Annotated in this window: 22 protein-coding genes; 11 read left to right on the forward strand and 11 right to left on the reverse strand. The window is 61.6% G+C overall.

Going from position 1 to position 20,856, the window contains the following annotated elements; translation table 11 throughout:
* Positions 1–26: 26 nt before the first annotated feature.
* Together ACODTJ_RS26730 and ACODTJ_RS26735 are read right to left on the reverse strand one after the other, a co-directional pair.
* Positions 27–542, reverse strand: a complete 516-nt coding sequence (locus tag ACODTJ_RS26730) for a hypothetical protein (RefSeq protein ID WP_488850935.1) — start codon at positions 540–542, stop codon at positions 27–29.
* Positions 539–1,912, reverse strand: a complete 1,374-nt coding sequence (locus ACODTJ_RS26735; protein WP_488850938.1) for an SIR2 family protein — start codon at positions 1,910–1,912, stop codon at positions 539–541. Before ACODTJ_RS26735 ends, ACODTJ_RS26730 begins: the two co-directional genes overlap by 4 nt.
* 515 nt (positions 1,913–2,427) lie before the next feature.
* Here ACODTJ_RS26735 and ACODTJ_RS26740 point away from each other — a divergent pair.
* Complete coding sequence (locus ACODTJ_RS26740; RefSeq protein WP_488850940.1) at positions 2,428–4,131, forward strand: recombinase family protein; 1,704 nt, start codon at positions 2,428–2,430, stop codon at positions 4,129–4,131.
* A 32-nt stretch (positions 4,132–4,163) separates the two neighbouring features.
* Here the strand turns inward: ACODTJ_RS26740 and ACODTJ_RS26745 are convergent, their stop codons facing one another.
* The 3 genes from ACODTJ_RS26745 to ACODTJ_RS26755 form a co-directional block, all read right to left on the reverse strand.
* Complete coding sequence (locus tag ACODTJ_RS26745) at positions 4,164–4,910, reverse strand: DNA-binding protein (protein WP_488850942.1); 747 nt, start codon at positions 4,908–4,910, stop codon at positions 4,164–4,166.
* Between the two features lie 117 nt (positions 4,911–5,027).
* Positions 5,028–5,879, reverse strand: coding sequence for an N-acyl homoserine lactonase family protein (locus ACODTJ_RS26750; protein ID WP_488850944.1), 852 nt, complete (start codon positions 5,877–5,879; stop codon positions 5,028–5,030).
* A gap of 79 nt (positions 5,880–5,958) precedes the next feature.
* Positions 5,959–6,978 (reverse strand): Bug family tripartite tricarboxylate transporter substrate binding protein, encoded by a 1,020-nt coding sequence (locus tag ACODTJ_RS26755; protein WP_488850946.1) that lies wholly within the window; start codon positions 6,976–6,978, stop codon positions 5,959–5,961.
* A 1,221-nt stretch (positions 6,979–8,199) separates the two neighbouring features.
* On the opposite strand from ACODTJ_RS26755, the gene ACODTJ_RS26760 reads away from it, so the two are divergent.
* The 5 genes from ACODTJ_RS26760 (at position 8,200) to ACODTJ_RS26780 (ending at position 12,297) form a co-directional block, all read left to right on the forward strand.
* Entirely contained in the window at positions 8,200–8,553 is a 354-nt protein-coding gene (locus tag ACODTJ_RS26760; RefSeq protein WP_488850947.1) for a DUF6634 family protein, read from the forward strand.
* Positions 8,550–9,206, forward strand: a complete 657-nt coding sequence (locus tag ACODTJ_RS26765; protein WP_488850949.1) for a hypothetical protein — start codon at positions 8,550–8,552, stop codon at positions 9,204–9,206. Before ACODTJ_RS26760 ends, ACODTJ_RS26765 begins: the two co-directional genes overlap by 4 nt.
* Before the next feature lie 287 nt (positions 9,207–9,493).
* Positions 9,494–11,356: an AAA family ATPase gene (locus tag ACODTJ_RS26770; protein ID WP_488850951.1), complete on the forward strand. Its 1,863-nt coding sequence runs from the start codon at positions 9,494–9,496 to the stop codon at positions 11,354–11,356.
* The gene (locus tag ACODTJ_RS26775; RefSeq protein WP_488850953.1) at positions 11,353–11,712 is read left to right on the forward strand and encodes an antitoxin Xre/MbcA/ParS toxin-binding domain-containing protein; all 360 of its coding nucleotides are present in this window, start codon (positions 11,353–11,355) and stop codon (positions 11,710–11,712) included. Before ACODTJ_RS26770 ends, ACODTJ_RS26775 begins: the two co-directional genes overlap by 4 nt.
* A 285-nt stretch (positions 11,713–11,997) precedes the next feature.
* Positions 11,998–12,297: a hypothetical protein gene (locus ACODTJ_RS26780; protein ID WP_488850955.1), complete on the forward strand. Its 300-nt coding sequence runs from the start codon at positions 11,998–12,000 to the stop codon at positions 12,295–12,297.
* A 118-nt stretch (positions 12,298–12,415) separates the two neighbouring features.
* On the opposite strand, the gene ACODTJ_RS26785 is transcribed toward ACODTJ_RS26780, so the two are convergent.
* The 3 genes from ACODTJ_RS26785 to ACODTJ_RS26795 form a co-directional block, all read right to left on the reverse strand.
* Positions 12,416–12,823 carry a hypothetical protein gene (locus ACODTJ_RS26785; protein WP_488850957.1) on the reverse strand — a complete coding sequence of 136 codons (408 nt, stop codon included), beginning with the start codon at positions 12,821–12,823 and terminating at the stop codon, positions 12,416–12,418.
* A gap of 5 nt (positions 12,824–12,828) precedes the next feature.
* Positions 12,829–13,086: a type II toxin-antitoxin system prevent-host-death family antitoxin gene (locus ACODTJ_RS26790; protein ID WP_488850959.1), complete on the reverse strand. Its 258-nt coding sequence runs from the start codon at positions 13,084–13,086 to the stop codon at positions 12,829–12,831.
* Between the two features lie 158 nt (positions 13,087–13,244).
* Positions 13,245–13,523: a hypothetical protein gene (locus ACODTJ_RS26795; protein ID WP_488850962.1), complete on the reverse strand. Its 279-nt coding sequence runs from the start codon at positions 13,521–13,523 to the stop codon at positions 13,245–13,247.
* 122 nt (positions 13,524–13,645) lie between these two features.
* Here ACODTJ_RS26795 and ACODTJ_RS26800 point away from each other — a divergent pair, with 122 nt between their 5' ends.
* Positions 13,646–13,855 carry a hypothetical protein gene (locus ACODTJ_RS26800; RefSeq protein WP_488850964.1) on the forward strand — a complete coding sequence of 70 codons (210 nt, stop codon included), beginning with the start codon at positions 13,646–13,648 and terminating at the stop codon, positions 13,853–13,855.
* A gap of 267 nt (positions 13,856–14,122) precedes the next feature.
* Here ACODTJ_RS26800 and ACODTJ_RS26805 read toward each other — a convergent pair whose 3' ends face one another.
* The 3 genes from ACODTJ_RS26805 to ACODTJ_RS26815 form a co-directional block, all read right to left on the reverse strand.
* Complete coding sequence (locus ACODTJ_RS26805; protein WP_488850966.1) at positions 14,123–15,232, reverse strand: isocitrate/isopropylmalate dehydrogenase family protein; 1,110 nt, start codon at positions 15,230–15,232, stop codon at positions 14,123–14,125.
* Positions 15,229–15,927 (reverse strand): GntR family transcriptional regulator, encoded by a 699-nt coding sequence (locus ACODTJ_RS26810; protein WP_488850968.1) that lies wholly within the window; start codon positions 15,925–15,927, stop codon positions 15,229–15,231. Before ACODTJ_RS26810 ends, ACODTJ_RS26805 begins: the two co-directional genes overlap by 4 nt.
* An 89-nt stretch (positions 15,928–16,016) precedes the next feature.
* On the reverse strand, positions 16,017–17,084 hold the full coding sequence (locus tag ACODTJ_RS26815; protein ID WP_488850970.1) for an Ldh family oxidoreductase: 1,068 nt from the start codon (positions 17,082–17,084) through the stop codon (positions 16,017–16,019).
* A gap of 247 nt (positions 17,085–17,331) precedes the next feature.
* On the opposite strand from ACODTJ_RS26815, the gene ACODTJ_RS26820 reads away from it, so the two are divergent.
* Genes ACODTJ_RS26820 through nanR form a run of 4 tightly spaced genes read left to right on the forward strand, consistent with a single transcriptional unit; the run spans position 17,332 to position 20,847 of the window.
* Complete coding sequence (locus ACODTJ_RS26820; protein WP_488850972.1) at positions 17,332–18,129, forward strand: ABC transporter ATP-binding protein; 798 nt, start codon at positions 17,332–17,334, stop codon at positions 18,127–18,129.
* Positions 18,126–19,022, forward strand: coding sequence for an ABC transporter permease (locus ACODTJ_RS26825; RefSeq protein ID WP_488850974.1), 897 nt, complete (start codon positions 18,126–18,128; stop codon positions 19,020–19,022). The genes ACODTJ_RS26820 and ACODTJ_RS26825 overlap by 4 nt, the downstream gene beginning before the upstream one ends.
* A 42-nt stretch (positions 19,023–19,064) precedes the next feature.
* The gene (locus tag ACODTJ_RS26830; RefSeq protein WP_488850976.1) at positions 19,065–20,075 is read left to right on the forward strand and encodes an ABC transporter substrate-binding protein; all 1,011 of its coding nucleotides are present in this window, start codon (positions 19,065–19,067) and stop codon (positions 20,073–20,075) included.
* Positions 20,076–20,118: 43 nt separating this feature from the next.
* Positions 20,119–20,847: a transcriptional regulator NanR gene (gene nanR / locus ACODTJ_RS26835; protein WP_488850978.1), complete on the forward strand. Its 729-nt coding sequence runs from the start codon at positions 20,119–20,121 to the stop codon at positions 20,845–20,847.
* Positions 20,848–20,856 lie beyond the last annotated feature (9 nt).

Raw genomic sequence — 20,856 nt, forward strand, 5'->3', positions numbered from 1 at the left:
AACAGGTGGCCGGCTTCGTTTCGGAATCAATGGCCGGCTTCATCGGAATACGCAGACTTGCCGATTGGCAGCGCACGATACCTGTCTGCATTCGTCGGAACAGGCGGTTTACCGGCTACAGCCGGCACGGGTTCGACCGCTCGATCCGTATCAAATATCCGGTCCAGTTCGCCATCGAGCGCATACAGTGCATCAGCGTACAGAGAGGGAAAAGTCGACACGCCGAAGCGGAACGCGCCCCCCTTTACCGGAAGCATGCCGACTGGAACCACGTCGAGGTACTTGGCTGAGCTTGCCCGATCGAAATCGCCCCGGTCGGAAGGCACTCCAGCCTCGCGATCGCGCAGACCGACCACCTCTACCACCACATATTCGCCGGATGTGGGGACCATCAAAAATGAGCCTAGACGAGCGACGTAGTGGACGTCATCGAAACCAACGACGGTGAAATTGTCCGTGCCGGCGTGCAACTCCACCACGAGCCGGTCCGCAGCAACCGATACGACCTTTCCAATGGCGCGCCTTCGGTCGTCGTGGCTCATGCTGCCTGTTCCTTCTTTGTCGGCGCTAGATCAGAAAGGACGCGGCGAACCGCGTCGTCGATCCGATCTCCCGGCCGCTGCGGCATGAACTGCTCGACGATAACGTCGAAGTAGTGCGCCCATGTTTTCTCGACAGGACCGTCGCCCCCAATGATCCAAATCCGGGAGTCCTGAAGCGCTCTCAGTTTCGCGATCTCACCGGCGGCATCGGGGGCTGCGAAGATGACCAGGCGGAACGTCGGGATGGTCAGTGCTTGGTAGATTATGTTGTTCAAGTGCTCATCTGCGAAGGCATATCCGGCTGTGAACAGGACGCTCTGTTCACGCACTATCCGCCCCTGGAATTCGCGAAACAGGTCAGAATATGGAGAGCCGAGCGAAGAATTTTGCTTCGCAGGCGTCGGGTATATGAGCATTCGACCCGCATCGCCAGGCGGCCAGACCTCTCGGATCGGGAAGAGGCCGTGATCGTCCTCCGTCCACGAGACAGAGCCGTGCAGCTTGGCCAGATATACGAACGCGTCGACAGCACTCCATTTCCGACTGGCCAAATCCAATTGCTCGGCTAGGGCATAGCGAAAACTTGCTGGATTGAACCTCCGCTCGACCACCCCCGAGAAGCCATTCGCGTAAGGAATGCCGAGGCGGTCCATCGCGACTTCATTGAAATGATCGTAGTTCGTCGTGAACACCCATGGTCGTGGCAGGGCGCGGTCTCGCAGCACGAGCTTGCGGTAGAACTTTTCGTATAGCTCTGTGACAGACGTATCGTCGTCAGAGAAACGACCCTTCGTAACGCGTTCCCAGAGGAAATCTTGGACCTTGCGGATCAAACCCTCCAAATGGACGAGTATGCCAGCGTGACTTTTGACTGTGCTAAGGCGAAGGACGAAGCGCTGCGCAAACAGCACCTCCATCAACCGCTCCAGGTTGCGCGAGTAGTCGCCCGACAAATCGACTCCGAGCTTATCGAGCACGGCGAGTTCATCGGCATTCGGAGCCCATGTCGGTGGCTCCGCGCTCGCCTCCTCCGCCCCGCCGAGTAGGTCGTCATTCGGATCGAGGATGTCGGCTGCCTGCCCGCTATCACCGCCGAGATGATCATCGGAACCCTCGGCGGCACGGACCGCAGCGGCAGCGTTGCAGAATTCCTTGGCCAATGGCGCCATCGTCGGAATTCCGACCTCGATGTTGTCTTTGACCAGAGAGGAGCAACCTGCGCCAAGCAAGAACGCGACATTCTTGGCGTTCAGAGCTTCGGAGATCGCCTGTCGCGCTGTCTCGATGCCCTTGTCCCAGTCCAAAATATCAGGAACGGCATTGCCGTTCCGAAGAAACTGGAACGACCTTGCAGCCACTCCTTCGCCCATTCGCGCTCATCCCCGGTACCGGGTCCTTGGAATCAGCCGGACCACCTCGTTGATTTCCAAGTGTTATCGTTGCTCTTGACCGGGAGCCAGCGGCTGAAGCGCAAGCCCCCGTTCTGGGGTTTCGACGTTCTCAAACTCCAGCGCGAACGCATGGTCGTAAAGGATCGAAAGAGAGATCCTTCAAAAAGCCCATTGCCCTTCCGCGCGAAGACCCGCTAAATCACGAGGTCCGCGCTTTTGGGCTCGCCAAGCATCTGATTTTGTTTGGCAAACTCCAGTATTGAGCCCAACCTTTCTACGCCTCCCTTCGTCTGACAATAATAACCTCAACATCAACAGGTTGTAGTGATAATTGTCGCAAGAGCAACGCCCCGTAAACCCGGCCATGATTGGTTCACTCCGGTGTACGGCGCGTCACACCTCGGCACGAGAAGGCGTGAGTTGCTGAGAACGACGTACGGAACGCGGAATTTCAACATGTTCCACATGGTCTCATTGGAAGCGGGAGAAGTCTGATGGGGCCGCAGAAGGCGGGCGCTCATATGCCATCGGTCAAGAAGCGTGGCTCAAATTCTGCGACTTCGAATAACAAGCCTCGCGCGTATTCCTACGTCCGGTTTTCCACCCCCGAGCAGAAGCTTGGCCACAGCCTTCGCCGGCAGATTGAAGGTGCGCGCGCTTTCGCGGCAGAGCACGGCTTGGAGCTGGACGAGTCCTTTAAGGACGAGGGAGTCTCGGCGTTTCGCGGAATGCACCGAAATGAGCGCGCCGCGCTGGGGGCGTTCTTGAAGGCAGTTGAAACTGGCCAAGTTGCTGCAGGATCTTACCTGATTGTTGAAAGCCTCGACCGACTTTCACGTGAGGAGGTCATCGACGCGCTTGAGCTGTTTCTGAGCCTCACGAGGAACGGCATCATTGTCGTGACCCTGAGCGACAAGCAGATCTATTCGAGGGAGACGCTACGCGCGGGGCCGACCCTCCTGATCGTGAGCATCGTGGAGCTAATGCGCTCACACGAGGAAAGCGCGCGCAAATCGGACCGCGTGGGTAAGGCGTGGGCGAGAAAAAGAGAGCTCGCCGAAACCGAGAAACTCGCAATGACCGGCCGCTGTCCGGGCTGGATGAGGCTGGTCGGCAGCGCCAAAGATGGGACGTACGAGCTGATCGAGGACCGCGCGGCGATCGTTCGCTCGATGTTTGCGGATGCGATCGCGGGGCTGGGGAAGCGCGCCATCCAGACACGGTTGAATAAGGCGCGAATCCCAACCTGGGGACCAGGGAAAAAGAAGCCAAACTTTTGGTACGAGAGTTATATCGGCAAGATCCTTTCCAATCCCGCGACGTACGGCCAATTCACACCTCTCGGGAAATTGGCCGGAGGCAGCGACCTCCAAGCCTCCGCTCCAATCGAGGATTACTTTCCAGCGGCCATCGACAAGGACACTTTCTGGGCCGCTCAGGCATCCATAAAGTCCCGCCACTTCGGCCAAGGTAAGCCCGGAGCCCGCCGCAATTTGCTAACGGGGCTCGTCCGCTGCAGCAATTGTGGGAGCAATATGGTCTTGATCGACAAGCGCTCCAAGGGGTCCGAGCTGGTGCTAAAATGCGGACGCGCACATGCGAGCGCGGGATGCGATCAAAGGAAGACCTTCAGCTACCTCCAGGTTGAAAGACAGGCCGTTTGGGGCCTAGGAGGGGTACGAAGGCAGAGCTTGGTCGAGGCGGCAAACACCCAACAAAGCGATCTCTCTGAAGCCCTGGCAGGCGCCAGGGCTCATCGGGACGAGCTGCAACGAGGTTTCGACAATCTGATGAATCTCGCGCAGGCGACGGGATCCACTCGACTTGCAGTGCGTATCCAGAGCGAAGAGGCTGCGCTCGATGCTGCCGAAGATGAGGTGAAACGCCGCGAGCGAGCGTTGCAGGCCAGCCGACCGGAAGAAATCTCGGGTGCCACCGAGAGCATTGAACAGTGGATGGAGATTCGAGAGAAGGCCGGGCAGGACGAGCAGGCACTTGCGGGTCTTCGACGCAAGCTAGCGCTTTTGATAAGCCATATCGTCATTGGCGACGGCAGTATGGTCGTCGTCCATAGAGACGGCAAATTCTCTCGCAGCTACCTTTTTGAAAGGGGCAAGAGGCATATCACGCCGGAGGAAAAGCGTGCCGCGGTGAATCGGCCCATAACAATTTGGGACACCGATCTTCGACGCGATTGATCCGAGGCCCTTGAATGGGGCCTGGCCAGCGATCACTGCGCCGCGCGATAGTACCCCTCGACCTTGATCACGTGCTTTTGGCGCAGGTCGCGCTCGTAAAGCCGTTTGGATAAGGTGCTTCGGTCTAGGACCTCCCCTTCTAAATTGGCACGATCTCGGAGGTCACCCGGCATCCAGTCGAGCAACTGCTCCAAGGTCATTCCTGGATTTCCCGGTGGAAGCTCTATGAGCATGTCGCGAATGCGGATGACCAGATCGTTCCAGAATGCCCTGGAGCGTCTCCGTTCGGCTTGTCGCACACCATCCGGATCCGCAGGATCGCCACGGAGCTCCATAAGCTTCGCCAGGTACCCCGCGGACTGGTTGTGGGCGGCTGCCAGTTCGGACTTCAGGCGCTCGATCTCGGCGCGGAGATGCCCAACGCGCGCCTCAAGGACGTCGGCTGCGGCCAGTGCTTCGTCACGCATCTCCTGATCGACCTTGGCGACCGCCCGCGCCTGCTCCCTTTCGGCGCTCAGAAACTTTGTGGCGTCCTGTAAGGCTGCCTGCCAAAGGGTGGTCCCCGCTCGCGCCAGCTGCGTCTGGATGTGATCCGGCAGGCCAGAGAACTCGATCACCCGTGTATAGCTTCGCTCTGCCTTCCAGTCCGCAAGATGCGGTCCGATATCGCGATAGGAGCCGCCATAGGGCAAAGCAGCTCGGACGCTGCGAACGGAAACTGGCTCCGACTTCTCCCGCAGACGGTCTGCAGCAAGCCAAACCTCACGCTTGGTAGGCATGTTCGAACTCCTCAGCCAATCGAGAGCTAAGGAGGAATGGGTAAAAGGCGCGTTGAAATGAGGTATCGGTCCTTGTGATGATCACGACAAGAAACTCTGCCGTCCCCAAGGTTCTCGCTACCGAATGAGCTCGTCCTCCAAGCCGATTTCGGGCCGCTCATGGAGAACAGCCAGTTCGATGCCGCTCACCCGCCTCTTAGGATAGACGTCGTAGACCTTCGGATCATGCCCGGGCACGATGTTGCGGACGTCCCCGGCCAGGTGCCGCAGCTTCCAGTACGATGCGAGCGAGGCTGCGACATCGACCGTCACCTTGAAAGGCTGTCCCAGGAGGAGATTGGCATAGAAGTGCGTCACATCCGACGCCAGAACGACCGGGCCACGCGGTGTGATGACGCGGACCGCCTGGATGCCCAGTGTGTGCCCCGGAAGCGTGACCACTGAGATGCCGGGGAAAATCTCCCCATCACCGCGTTGAAAAGACACCCGGCCTTCGTAGAGGCGTCTTATCAGTGTTACGACGTCTTCGACGTCGTAAACCGCCCGCAGCATGGGTTCGCACATGCACGGCCCCGCGGCGAACTGGACCTCCGCTTCCTGGATGTGAAAGCGAGCCTTCGCAAATCGATGCAGGTTGCTCGCGTGATCAACGTGAAGATGGGTGAGGATCACATCTTCCAGCTGGTCGCAATCCACTCCGAGCCGGCCCGACGCATCAATCGGATCGTAGTCTAGGTTGCGGCCGTGCTTCGCGGCCGTCTCCGGACTGAAGCCGGTATCCACGATGACCGTTCGCTTTTGCCCGTGGATGATCCAGACATAGTAGCTGATCGGCATTACGCCGCTGTGCGCCATGCCGGCTGGAGACGGCAGGAAGTTGTCCTGGGCCAGGCGATTGCTCAACGTGGCATAGCGCAATGCGTAGAGATGGTAGACGCCATCGTCCAAGTCCGCAGGGACATTCAGCACGACACGTCACCGTTCTTGAGAGGCAGCATCCCATCGGCCCCTTTTTGCCGGGGGGATTGGGCAGCTGACCTTTGAAAGCTCATTCCACCTTCGCGCCCGAAAGCGTCACCAACTCCCGATAGCGCTCGCGCTCCGAGACCGTGAAGGTGCCGAACTCGCCGGGATTGCGATAATCGAAATTCGCTCCCTCCACGGTAAGGCTCGCTTGGAGTTGCGGGTTGGCCATCGCTTGCTTGAAGAAATCTGACACCCGAGCGACCCGGTCACTATCGGTACCGGCCGGAGCATAAACGCCATTCCACGCCATGCCGATGGAGCGCTGGTAGCTCAACTCCCTGAGCGTGGGGACATTGGGCAGCCACTTAGGACGCTCGATTGCAGCGGTGGCGATGGCGCGCAACCGGCGTGCTTCAACGTGAGGCCTCAGCGGCGGATAGGGATAGAACATCATCGAGACCTTGTTGGTCAGCAGGTCCGAGAAGAGGCTCCCCATGCTCGACGAATATGGGACGTGCAGGAGCTTGATGTCGGCATCCCGCTGGAAGATCTCCGCGATGAGGTGAGCTGTCGTGCCGATGCCGGGGGAGGCATAGGTCAGATCACCGGGTTGAGCCTTGGCCAACGCGACGAGCTCCTGGACACTGTTCGCCTTCAGCTCAGGCGAGACGACCAGAACCATCGGGAAGCGCGCAAGCCCCGCGACCGGCACGAAATCCTTGGCAGCATCGTAGGGGAGCTTCTGGAACAGCGCCGGATTGATGCATTGCGTCTGATCCGTTCCAACGAACAGGGTGTGGCCATCGGGATTGCTTCGCGACGCCGCTTCAGTCCCGATGATGGCGTTGGCGCCTGCCCGATTTTCGATGACGATCGGCTGACCCTGCAGACTAGGATTGCTTCCCAGCAGCTGGCGCGTGAACCCGTCCGTGGCGGAGCCGGCACCATAGGGAACGATCAGCCGGATAGGTCGGTCAGGAAACGACCTCTGTGCGGGTGCACCGGTTGATAAGATTGGCAGCGACGCCAACCCGCCGAGCACGGCGCGCCGGCTCAATGGCTTGGGCATGGAGAATGGGCAGCGGATATCTTCGCGATCCAACGAGCGTCCTCCCTACGTTCCTCCCGCCTTTTCCACGTGACTCTCCGTTGATCGCGGCGGCAAGGCACGCGATCCGGCGGCTGGCGGGTTTTCTGTAAGAGCGAAGCTTCAGTGACGTCTGCCGGGACGTCCAATTGCATTCTCAGAAGGCGGCGATCTCGTTTCCGGAATGCTCGCCCCCAGATGCTGGCAAGCGAGCTTTTCGACGGGCACGCCCCTGACAGGCGCGGAGGACCATCGCCCCCCGCGGCAAGCCAGCGACTATCCCCAAAAGCCCTCCTGGTAGTCCCGTGGCGAAACGGGCTCCGGTGCGTCGTCCGGTTCGGGCTGCGGAGGCGGGTAGGGCTGCTTCTGGTCATCAGCGCCGTGCTCATCAACGAGCGGGCGCTCACGATCGTGCCGATCCAGCATAGGCTCTCCTTTCAGAAACTGATGGGCGAGATGCCTGAGGCCGGCGGACCTTATCGGCTATTTGCTGCACCGCACAAGGGGCGTTGAGCACGACGTTCGTCGGAGGCAATGCGTGCCCACCGTCTCACCTGTTGGAAGACGCTCTCACTATATGGGATGGTAACGAACTGGTAAGGACCTTGGAGATATGGTGGCCTCAGGTTCGCACTAACGCTTATTCGCAAGCTGACGCGCGAACCAGGTAATGGCTCCTGCGGCTGCGACCTCCCGAGGCCACCCAGCACGAGTAGCACGCTGGAGTACAGACCGAAGGGTGACGTCCAGAGCGCGGGCTGCGTCGGAGGTACCAGCGTCCTCCGTGTCGAACTCGATCGCGCCAGGTGGCGTGATCTGCTGGCGAAGCATGGTGCTCAACATGAGAGCCATGTGCTCAGGAGGGCCGCTTCTGGCCCAGTTTTGTATCGTTCGCACGGGCAGTCGATGATCCCGCGCAAAACTAGACTGAGTGTGCCCCAGCTCGGCCAAAGCCTGTTTGAAGGCAGCTCCGTCCATCTAACGTCCTGTTGCGTCGAGCAGCAGCGTGAATCGGCCAGCCAGTCCTAAACCGGTACGATCAGCGCTTCCCACAAACAGTGCAAGCAGGTTGGTTAATGAGGCGTTGAGCTCAATCCTTGCTCCGCCTCCATCGATTCATCATCCGATCATGGATTGCACCATTTTGGTGGAGTTCATTCCTGCTGCCGCGGCCGCCCCAAGGCGCCACGGCCCGCGTTCGCGCCTTCCGACCGCCCCCGCAACTGGAGAACTCGTATGAACTTCGAAGACCCGAATGCACGCGCCGTCGCCGTGAAGAGAATTGCAGTCCTCCAACGCCTGGTTGACGATCTCTCGGATATCGCCGCCGGCACCAGGCCAACAAATCTCGACACTGATCGTGCAATCGTCCTTCGCGACTTCCGCCTCTCCGCAATCCCCCTGCCCTGCCTGGTCGGTTACGCAGAAAATCATCCGCGCCTCGGCAGCAAGATCATAACGACCTCGCAGCTCTTCGCCATGGATCCAGAAGGGAAATGGGCCCGAACTCTCTCCCGCTTCTATCGGCTGGAACGATTTGACTCGCCGTTCAACGCCACGCGCTCGGCGGACAATGGAGCATTCGAATGAGGCTTCGCCCCACAAAGGCTGCCGGGTCCTTCGACCACCACTGGGAAGGCAGCTTCGAGCTCATCGTCCATATGGAAGCGGATCCTCGAACCCTCTCCTTCGCAAGCTTCAACTTCCAATCCATCCTGTCTCGGAACAAGGCCAGGGCATTTTATGGTTGGGCTGCGTATCTGCTGCGGCACGAGCTCGGCCTTTTCGTCGTCGCGGTCGCACCGACCGGCTGCAGCTTCTCGAACAAGCTTCTGGCGCTTTGGGACGAGGCGGATCGTATCCTCGCGAAGCGTAGCACTTGGCTCTTCTGGACCACCACCGATGCGCTCCTGCAGGAACCTCATTGGTCGAACGCGCAGAAGATCGCGGAATGCTCTCACGCAGAAGTCGATCCACGCGATCAGGAGCGCGTCATCGAGTTCCTGACCGAAGCCGGCCAAGCTCCTCTCTTCGACTGCGCGAGGCGCTGCGGGCTAAGCCTCGATAGTTGCGACGCCGCCCTCAAACTCGTCTCCAGCGGCGTGCTACATTTCGACGCCTCCAAACCCCTCTCCCTGAATAGCCAAGTCCGTCTCCAGCCTCGCAACGCGGCCACTTCCGTCACCTGGCTGCAACCCCCTCTCACTCTCCCCGGCCCTGCAACGCGCGCGCCCGGTTGGTAGCAGGTGACGGAGAGCATTACTCGATATCCGCTACCCACGACTCGCACACCATCGTCAGGCGAGAACCCTCTGGACGGTATCAGGCCGACCAGATCTCGTCAGTGAAAGCCCCCCAGCCCCAGTCCATAAAGATACCAAAAATCGGTCCCTCACCTTTCGAGTGAGACTGCAGGCTGCGCCACGTCATCCGCGCCTGACCGGCACCATCCCAGCACAGCCAAGGCGCTCTCTCGGCCATCAATGCGGCGAGAACGCCGCATTGCCCCCCTCAATCCAGCGAGACGAACATGAGCATCACCGTTCCCATGCTCGACGATCTACCTGTCAAGGACGATGACGGTCCGGATCGCATCCGCCCGACCCTGTTTCTGCCTACGCGAATGCTCGCCGACGCCATTCCGCGCGCGATGGCCCGTGATCTGAAGCGCAAGCGCAGCCTCGTCGCCATCATCGAAGTACCGTCGGAGGACTGGCTGGAGATCATCCGCCCGATCGCGCTGGGCTGGTTCCGCCCGGCAGAATTCATCACCCGGAAGGAGAAGCTCGCCCAGGGCAAGTCGCACGACCAAAACCATCTGCTGCGGTCCTCCGTCGAGGCCGGCCACTCCCTGGTTGCCCTCGTGACCGATATCGAGACGCAGCTCTCGCCCGAGATCCTGGCATCGGCGGACTATCGGATTCGCGTCCCATTCCCGACGAACACACAGCTCGTAGCCACCCTTCGCGCCCTCTACGGCAATGCGCGGGTCGGCAAGCTCCCTCCGAATTTGGGCTCCCGAATCCACGCCAGCGCAATGTTCGCGGCAATGCGGCCTAACGAAAATGCCGGTCGAGCAGTCGGCCGCTTGAAAATGCTCGATAAGGGGATCCGCGGCGGCACCCCCCCGCTCGCCAATCTCGGCGGCCCGTCTCTTTCAGAGCTCACCGGCTACGGAGCGGCCAAGGACTGGGGCTTGACCCTCGCCAAGGATCTCCAGGCCTATCGCCGCGGCGACGTCGCCTGGGCCGAGCTCAGCACAGCCGCGCTCCTTCATGGCGCGCCCGGAACCGGTAAGACGCTGTTCGCCTCTGCACTCGCACGAACATGCGGCGTGCCGATCGTCACCACATCACTCGGACAGCTCTTCGCCGGCACCGATGGCTACCTCAACAGCGTGATCAAGAGCCTGGACCAGGTGTTCAGGAGCGCGCGGAACCAGGCTCCCAGCGTTCTCTTCATCGACGAAATCGACGCCATACCCAATCGAGCCACCCTGGACGCCCGCCACAGGGATTATTGGACGAGCTTGGTCACGCACTTGCTGAAGCTGCTCGACGACGCCCGCGATGGCGTCATCGTCGTTGCCGCGACCAATATGGTTGGTCATCTCGATGCCGCTTTGACCCGGTCAGGGCGCCTCGAACTGCACTTCGAGATCAAACCGCCCGACGTCCATGAACTCGTCGGCGTGTTCCGTCACCACCTGGCTGGACGCCTCCCCGAGCCAGAGCTCGTCTCCCTCGCTCAGATCGCCCAAGGCTCGACCGGCGCGGACGTCGCTTTCCGCTCGAAGGCCGCGATCTCCGAGGCACGCCGCGCCGACCGCCCCCTCACCTTCCAGGACGTCGCATCCCAATTCCTGAAGGACGACGTCGAGGGAGACGAACTCCACCGGATCGCAATCCATGAGGCCGGACACGTGGTTGCCGCTTTCGCACTCGGGCGCCGGGTCGATCACGCCTCAACGATCTCGATGGGCACTAGGGGCGGCGGGATCCTGACGGATGGTGTCGGCGCCATCGGCACCCGACAGCGCCTCGAGGATCAGATCGTGATCATGCTCGCCGGCAGGGCCGCCGAGATCCTGATGCTTGGCGACGGCTCCTCAGGTTGCCACGTCGATCTCGCGCTCGCGACCACCTACGCCTGCGGCATCCATGGATCGTTCGGTCTGGGAGCAAGCCTGCTTCACCGCGCCCCCGCCCACGATACCGCGCGATCCCTCAGTGATCCGCAGTTCCGCGACCTCATCGAAGCCGAGCTGCGCCAGCTCGACGAGCGCTGCGTCAAACTCCTGTCCGACCACATGCCCCAGCTCGAAGCCATCGCCGGCGCATTGGAACGCAAGCGAGCACTGACGGGCGAAGAGCTCGGAAGGCTGTTTGTATGACGCCCGAGGAGATCGCGGCGCTCAACCGCGCGATCGTCCAGCTCCTTGATCGCTGGAAGGTCGACGACGAAATGGGCGCTCGCATCCTGGCCCTCGACCCGCAGGCCTATGAAGCCTGGAAGCGCGCCGAACCCGCTGGGTTCAACGACGACCTCAAGCTGCGGTTTGTGCTTTTGCTCCACATTCACGTCCAGCTGCGCACGCTCTTCACCGACCCGAGACGCGGCTACAGGTGGATGAACCGGCCAAACGCCATCTTCGGTCAAACTCCCCTGGACTTGCTCGCCGCCGGCGATCTGAACGCAATCCTACGCCTGCAAGCCTATCTGGCCGCCGAAATTCAGGCGCCATTCTAGCTGCTGTACGGCAAGTGGCAGGAGTGGTGCCGAAAAACGCTGCTCATAGTTTCATGGGATTTGGATGCGTCGATAGCACTGACGCGGTGGCCTGCGCCGCCGACCGTGCCACCTTCTTCGCCACTGGCCGGCTGGGACCCGATCAGAATGCCACGATCCTGCTGCCCGTCCCGATAACCATCGGCGGGAAAGCGCGCCCGCACAAGCCTGTCAGCCACGCTGGCCTGGTTCACGCCCGTGGCGCCCGGTCGGAGGAGCTATAGGACATGTCGCCTGAAGATAATCGTGCCCGACGGACTCGGCGCGCTCGGGGTGGCGACACACGGCTGGCAGCCGGATGAAAATCAGACCAATCGGGGAACCATCGTTTCCCGATGCTGGGAAGGCACCAACGCTCCTGCCGTGACCCCAGATATGACGATCCCGATCATTGTCCAGCGCGAGCCAGATCAGGGCAATCCTATCGATGAGGCGGTCGTTTTTGCACTCGCGACCACTCTAGCGATGCCAGGAGAGATCGAGATTTACGACGAAGTCTTTGCGCGCGTACAGCCGCCGATCAGGGCAGCTGCCAACGCAAGATAAGTGTCCGACCTGGCATAGAGCGCCACCTCCGGGAACCTCACCTTGCGGCACGTCGTCCCTATCACCCCGCTTCCGAACCACCCCAGAGCGGCCTCCGTCGCCGAGGAGATGGATTGGTCTACCTGCGGATGAGCCCTTGCATCGGGCGCTTTTCCTGGATCGCAACCTGGAATCGGCGTGCGATTTCCTGAAGGAAAAGCACGCTGAACTGCCCCTCTGGTGTCGTGCTTTCGAAATCATAGAGCTCGTCCTCGCGCACTCGATTATAGTCATCGAGGATCAGGTAGCTCGGATGATCCTGGTTCAAGCCAACGCGCTGCCGCTCGATCGGCGGGATCTCAAGATACATTCGCTCCTCCCCATCATCCTGGGGCTGAGGCTCCAAGCTCGTGATCGGGAACAGGTACAGCCACTCGTTGACCTTCATCGCCAAACAGACGCGGCGGATCTTGCTGCCACTGACGCGGTTCTTTTCGGCTTCATGACTCCACAGATAATTGAAGCGATAAACCTCGCCGCGCTCCATCAGCGTTACCCGCGCTCTGCGTCATCGAGGATTTGCTGGAATCCAGCCGTCAGGTTCTCGATATCCTCATCCGGAGCCGTCCGAAGGCTAAACGCCCGTGGCGCATTGATCCGGGCTCGATTTTGCAGCTGCTCGTAATGCTCAGCTGACAGCATCACGATCTTGGTCTTACCTCTTTTTTGAAGCGAAACCGGTTCGACCAGTGCTGTATCCAGTACGTCGCCAGACCGCCGGCTCAGGTCGGAAAACGTGAACGCTTTCATAGCCACCTCCAAATCTGTATTTTCTGTATAATACAAATAATGCAAATCATCAAGCAAACAAGACCTAGGGTGATGAAGCGAGGCGGCGCGACTTGGCCCTACCCCGGTCATATCACAGCGCCGGCAGGGGCGAGGCCGGATGCCGGGGCGATGCCTCGCTACGTCACCGGGAAGCGGGGCCCCGAGGCACCTGACCGATGGCCCTCGCAGCTGGTAGCTCGACTACGATCCTGCTGCTGGCGTTCCTCGCGGGCGAGCTTCTGGCGCCACAGGTACTCTTCGAGACCATAAAGCCCTAGGCGGCCCGGGATCAGCGGCGCGTCGCACAGAGCCTCCAGGACCGGGCTCCTCTCCTCCTTCGTCAGAACGACCACGTCGGCGATTGCCTGCACAAAGCCCTCCGTCTCGCCGACACTGGCCCTGAGCGCATGGTCCATTCCGTTTGCTTCTTGCCGATACGATCGCCAGCACCCCGCTGCTGGCCGCGGCTCATATTTTGCGGCCACAGCTCTGCAGGCGTAGCGCTTGAGCGATAGGGCAGCTCTGGTAAGTTTAGCTTATGGCGGAGAAACATGCTGTCGAGGTTCCGGTTATTAAGCCCACCACCCTTGTGGTGAGCCCGGATGCGCGCGGCGATGCCGCACTCCGATTCGAAACTGCTGCTGAGTCCGACATCGTGATCGTTCTGCCAATGACTGCGCTGGCCGAGCTTGAGGCCATGCTGGCGCGTGCGAGCCTCGAACAGGCGAAAACGCAGCCGAAGCAATAATCGACCGATATGGCCTCGATTTGCGAGAAGTGGCGCGACAACGCCCGAGAGGCCAAAGCAGCCTCGACAGCGATGCTCGTAGTCCGTTCGCGCGTCAGCGGCACGGCAAGATCCGGGTAAGGGCGCCCAGCATCATCGAAGAGCGCGGCCGCTGAGTTGCGCTTCTCGGCGTCGCAATCTGCGACGCCGACCGAACTCACACCTTCCGGCTCTAGGCCTCCTAGTGGAACAGGCTGAAGCAGCCCCAGCCCGCGATGGCCCGCAGCGTCATTGCGGGTCGGCTTTTCCGGTGCTGATCAACTCGGCGACGGTCGCACCGATCTCGCGTGTGCCGTGACGGCCGCCAATGTCATAGCTGCGAAGGTTCAACTTGCCGAAGGCATGGTCTACGCTGAGCTCGATGGCACGTGCCGCGTCCCGCGCTGCCGTGCTGTCGTGGCGCTCGCCGAGCCAGTCCAGCATCATTGCGGCGGAGAGGATCATAGCCGTCGGATTGGCAATGCCCTTGCCGGCGATGTCCGGGGCAGTACCATGGCTTGGCTGGAACATGCCGTTGACCTCGCCAATATCTGCAGAGGGCGCGAAGCCCATGCCACCGATCAGTCCTGCTCCCAGATCCGACAGGATATCGCCGAACAGGTTCTCCGTCGGCAGAACGTCGAAGTCCCAAGGCCGACGGACGAGGTCGAGCGCCATCGCATCGATGTAGTGATGGCGCGCATCAATATCTGGGTGCTTTGCCGCAGTCTCGTAAAAGACCTTTCGCATGAAGGCGAAGGAGCGGAACACATTCGCCTTGTCGACGAGCGTCACGCGCCCTGGGGTGCCCCGCGTCTCGCGCCGCCGGCGAGCCAGCCCGCAGCAGAATTCGGTCAGTTGCTCGGTCACCTTGCGGGTGATCACCTGGGTATCGCGCGCTTCCTTGTCGTCGATGATCTCGCCTTTGCCACGAGAGGCGAACATGCCCTCGGTGGACTCGCGCACGATCACGAGGTCGATATCCTTCCAGCTCTCATGAGCGAGAACTGGCGGGGTACCCGGAATGGCGCGGATGGGGCGCACGCCGGCATAGAGGCCGAACTCCATCCGGATATCGAGCTGTGGCGCGATCTCGGTTCCGTCGGGAAAGCGGATGTCCGGCCAGCCCATGGCGCCGAACAGGATGGCGTCGGCTTGGCCGGCACGCTTCAGGCCGTCCTTGGGCAATATCGCGCCGGTGTCCTTGTAGTGATGCGCGCCGCCCGGAATATGCTCCTGCCGGAAGGAGAGATCGAAGCGCTTTTCGACCGCGCCGAGCACGGCCTCCGCCGCCTCCATGACTTCGATGCCGATGCCTTCGCCAGGCATCATCGCGAGATGGAAGGAGTTTGACGTCATAGCCTCTGGATTCCGTGTCGTTCGATGATGGTGGTGAGCTCACGGCCGCCGCGCTTGCGGTGGGCGTGGTAGATTTCGCGGGCGCGATCAACGTCACTCGTGAGAATGGCTTCGAGCACGGCGCGGTGCTCGGACGTGGATTCCACCGGCAATGGGCGCAGTGAGAGCGTGAACATCCGGGCGCGATGCGCCTGATCCCAGACCTGCATGATCATCGCCGCCAGCCGCCTGTTGCCGCAGAGCCGGGCGAGATTGAGATGGAACGCCTCGTCGGCTTCCGCCCAGGCCTGCAGATCTGGCTCGCCCGCGAGCGCCGCCTCCATGGCGTCGCATGAGGCGATCAGGCTTTCGAGCTCCGCCCGATCCGGCTGCCGGGCCGCGAGCAGCTCGACCGCCGTCGGCTCCAGCGACATGAGCACCTCATAGATCTCGCGCATGTCGTTGGGCGAGAGCGCCGAGATACGTACGCCATGACGCGGCACGATTTCGAGCAGTCCTTCCTGCTGCAGTCGCACGAACGCCTCGCGGACCGGCGTGCGCGAGGCATTGAGTTCGGCCGCGATCTCGCCTTCGAGGATCTGAGCGCCAGGAGGATAGCGGTTGTCGAGGATCTGCTGCTTCAGCCGGGCATAGACCGTGTCGGTCGAGCGCGGAGCCCGGCCGGTCGCAGCGGTATGGGGCTGGTTCAAATCCATGCGCATCCAACAACGTATACGTTAACCGATGCGTTAGTAGGAGCATGGAGCAGGCTTGGCAAGTCCCCTTACGAAATCCGATGGATCGCTCAGGCTGCCTTAGCCAAGGACAGGCCGAATTTGGCGCCGACCTCGTTGAGCTCATCGAACACGGCGGCATTGAGCGGGATGCCATTTCGCCGGCGTTCGACCAAAGCGAGATACTCCCGCTCGCCCGGCAAGTAGATGCGCTCGATGCCGGGAGCCCTCTTCGTCCCCTGAATATCCTTCAGCGCCTTCGACATGCGGGCGTAGTAGTGGTCAAGGTCCTCGAAGGCTGCGACTGGTAGCACGCCGAAGAGATGCCCCACATTCTGCGGCGTCGTGGTCTGCTCGTACATGTGCGTCACCTCGGAGCCGAAATAGGCCCCCGAAAGCATTGTGCTGAGCAGGCCGATGCCAAGCGTCAGTGCATAACCCTTCGGCCCGCCAACCGGCAGCACGAAGCCCTTCAGCGCCTCGACGGGATCGGTGGTCGGCGCTCCGTTCGGTCCACTTGCCCAATCGGCCGGGATCGGTGTGCCGTCCTTGGCCGCCACGATGATCTTTCCTCGCGCTGCGACGCTGCAGGCCATGTCGAGCACGACCGGGAAACCGTCCCGAGTGGGGAAGGCAAAGGCGAAGGGATTGTTACCGAGGATGGCCTCGGCGCCGCCCCAGGGCGTCATGTGGTTGATGCCGCCGATGGTGAAGCTCAGCCCGATCATGTCGGCTTTCGCTGCCATCTCGGCATAGTGCGACGCGGCTCCATAATGGTTGCTGTTGCGCACGGCCACGAAGGCACAGTCTCCATCGCTCGCCTTTTCGATCGCGATTTCCATGGCTCGGATCCCGACGATCTGGCCCATGCCGTTGTCGCCGTCGAGCACAGCGGTGGTCCGCGTCTGGCGAATGATCTTCGGCTGTGGTGCCGGGTTCGAACCACCATCCTCAATGCGCTGAACATAGATCGGTAGGCGGACGACGCCGTGCGAGGCGACATTGCGCAGATCGGCCTCGACGAGGTTATCGACGATCAGGACGGCCTCATTCTCGGGAACGCCGACCTGGGTAAACATCGCCCGACAAAAGTCCTTCAGTGCCGCCTCGGTCACGGTCACGGTCTTCTCGCTATCCATGGTGTCCCTATCCCGCATCGACGGCATCTCCAGCCGGATGCCTTGCCCCGGGGTTTGACACATCTGGTATGACAGGTCTACACGTAGACCAACAAATGAGCCGCAGCCGCCTCGCGAGCATGCGGCAACCGAGGAACAATTCAGGGAGAAGGGCGTGACATTGTCAGCCATCGCACACCCACGACCGCTTCACGCCCGTGCTCCCGACTCAGTCGGCGGAGCGTCAGTCGCCCCAGCGGGCGTCGTGATGCCCAAGCTGCTAGAGGTCGAGGGACTAACGCTCCAGTACAAGACGCCGCAGCATCTCGTGACGGCGACCTATCGGATCGATTGCGCTGTCCATGAGCAGGATCGCTACGTCATCCTCGGCCCATCCGGCTGCGGCAAATCGACGATGCTTAAGGCAGTCGGCGGTTTCATGACGCCGGAGGAAGGTCACATCCGCTTGCGTGGCCGCGAGGTCGTCGGGCCGGGCCCAGACCGCATGATGGTTTTCCAGGAATTTGAGCAGCTCATGCCGTGGAAGACGGTGCTTGAGAACGTGCTCTTTCCGATGCGCGTCTCGGGTCGATTCAAGAGCAAGGACGCGATGGAGCGTGCCTTGTCGGTTATCGACAAGGTCAAGCTCACCAAGTTCCGCGATGTCTATCCGCATATGCTCTCGGGGGGCATGAAGATGCGCGTTGCGATCGCCCGCGCGATGGCGATGGAGCCGGACATCCTGCTCATGGACGAGCCCTTCGCCGCACTCGACGCTCTGACCCGCCGGAAGATGCAGGAGGAGCTGCTGCAACTCTGGGAGCAGGTGCGCTTCACGCTGATGTTCGTGACGCACTCGATCGAGGAGGCGATCGTCGTCGGCTCCCGCATTCTCGTACTGTCACCGCATCCTGGCCGTGTGCGAGCCGAGCTCGACGCCTCGCAACTGGGATTCGGCGCGATGGGAACGCCCGCCTTCGGCGCGCTCTCCGAGAAGATCCACGGTCTCTTGTTCGAGCACGAACTCGGCCGGCCCGTTCAGCAGGACGAGGAGACCCACTCATGAGCATGGCCGCCTTGGGACGCAATGAAAGCGCGCCGCTTGCACACCGCCCCGAATTCGAGATCGAGCCCGCTGACGCTAGCGGCATCGGCGAGGTTGCGCGACCGCTCTCTGCCACGGAGCGCATCCTTAACAATGACGGCGTGCGCAAAGTCGGGATCCTGATCGCGCTGGCCGTGGTCTGGGAGCTCTACGCGCGCTGGCTCGGCAATCCGCTGCTGTTCCCCTCGTTCGGCGAGACCGTCACCACCTTCATCGGTGATCTCTCCAGTGGCGTCCTGATCGACCGCGTCTCGACCTCGATGCGTTCGCTGATCTACGGCTACGGCACGGGGCTCATCCTGGCGGCCGTACTCACCACCGTCGCCGTCTCGACGCGCTTCGGCACTGACGTACTGAACACGCTCACCGCGATGTTCAACCCGCTGCCTGCGATCGCGCTCCTGCCGCTGGCGCTGATCTGGTTCGGTCTGGGTATCGGCTCGCTCATCTTCGTGATCGTGCACTCCGTGCTGTGGGCAGTCTCGCTGAACACGCTGACCGGCTTCCGCGCCGTCCCGGAGGTGCTGCGCATGAGCGGGCGCAACTATGGCCTCAAAGGCCTGCGCTACGTGCTCTACATCCTGATCCCCGCCGGTTTTCCGGCGATCCTTGCCGGTCTCAAGATCGGCTGGGCCTTCGCCTGGCGTACCCTGATCGCCGCAGAGCTCGTCTTTGGCGTGTCGTCCCGCTCGGGCGGCCTTGGTTGGTACATCTTCGAGGCGCGCTCCGAACTCGATACCGCGCGAGTTTTCTCGGGTCTGCTGGCCGTCATCCTGATCGGCTTGTTCGTGGAGTCGGTGATCTTCCGCGCCATTGAGAAGCGCACCGTTCAGCGCTGGGGCATGCAGCACTGATCAAGCCCGATCAGCGGGCGACGCAGAGAAATAGGGAGAGGAATGGTGAAACGGATTCTCGGCTTTGCGGCCATGGCCGCGCTGGTTTCGCTCACGAGCGGGCCGGTGCGCGCGGAGGTCGACGAAATCAAGGCGGCTCAGCAATACGGACTCAGCAGCCTGCCGCTGATGATCATGGAAGATGGGAAGCTCGTCGAGAAGCACGCCCAGGCGCTCGGGCTGCCGAATCTAAAAGTGACCTGGGTGAAGCTCGGCAACCCCGGCGCAATCACGGAAGGGCTGGTTTCGGGTGGGCTCGACTTCGGTAGCGGCGGTGTACCGTCCCTCCTGACACTATGGTCGCGTACCCAGGGTACGGCGATGGAGGTGAGGGGAGCCGGTGCCATCGTCAACATGCCGATGGAGCTGCTGACCACCAATCCAAAGGTCAAATCCATCAGGGATTTCACCGATCAGGACCGGATCGCCGTGACCACGGTGAAAGTCTCCAACCAGGCGCTGCTGCTGCAAATGGCGGCGGCCAAGGAGTTCGGCGCGAAAGAGTACGCCAAGCTGGATCCGCTCACCGTCTCCCTGCCCCACCCGGAGGCAACCTCGACTCTGCTCTCGGGCTCCGGTGTGATCTCGGCGCATTTCTCCGCTTTACCCTTCCAACACCAGCAGAAGCGTGACCAGCGCGTTCATAAGGTGCTGAGCAGCTACGATGTGCTGGGCGGCCCAGCCACGAATACCGCCGTCTATACGACCAAGCGCTTTCGCGAGGGCAATCCGAAGGCCTACCAGGCTTTCGTCCTGGGTCTCCAGGAGGCGGTCGAGCAGATCAACAAGGACAAGCGCGCCGCCGCGGCCACTTACCAGCGCATGACTGGCACCAAGGAGGGCGTGGAAGAGATCTACGCGATGATCGCCGCCCCCGAGGTCGAGATGACGGTCACGCCTCATCAGACCTTGAAGATGGCGAGCTTCATGGCTGAAACCGGCCGCTTGAAGAAGGCTCCGAAGGATTGGAAAGAGCTGTTCTTCGATAACGTCCACGCCTTGCCCGGAAGCTGAAGTCGGGCAAGTACGGCCGACCACTCCCGTCAAGGAAAGCAACATGGTTTCCGGCGCAATCATTCCCCACCAGCGGCCGATCCGGCGCCGCAAGCTCTACGAGGAAATCGTCGAGCGACTGGAAGCCGCGATCGCCGACGGACATTACGCGCCAGGCGATCAGCTGCCGGCCGAGCGCGAACTCATGGAGGCCTATGGCGTCGGCCGCACAGCCATCCGAGAAGCGCTGTTCGCGCTGCAGCGCATGGGTCTGATCGCAATCAGCAGTGGCGAGCGAGCTCGTGTCTCCCAACCCAGCGCCGGCACAATGGTCGAAGAACTCTCAGGTGTCGCGCGCTATCTTTTGGCACGCCCTGACGGCGCTCATCATTTCCAGCAAGCTCGCACGATGTTCGAGGTCGGCGTGGCCCGCCTCGCCGCGGAGACCGCGACGCCAGAGGATATCGTGCGGCTGGCGGATGCCCTGGCCGCGAACAAGGCGGCCCTGGAGCAACCGCGCGGCTTCGAACGTACCGATGTGGCCTTCCATTTCGTGCTGGCTGAGATCACCCGGAACCCGATTTTCACCGCGCTGCATACAGGCCTCACCGAATGGCTGACCGAACAGCGCACTACCTCGCTCAAGGCGCGCGGCGCTGCGCAGGCCGCCTGCGCAGCGCATGAGCGCATCTACCGCGCCGTCGCCGCCCGTGACCCGCAAGCCGCGGAGGACGCGATGCGCGCTCATCTCGCCGAGGTCGGCGACTTTTACTGGAAGGCGTCCGACGTCTGAGCGTCACGC

Source organism: Allobosea sp. FG18 (assembly GCF_057809495.1).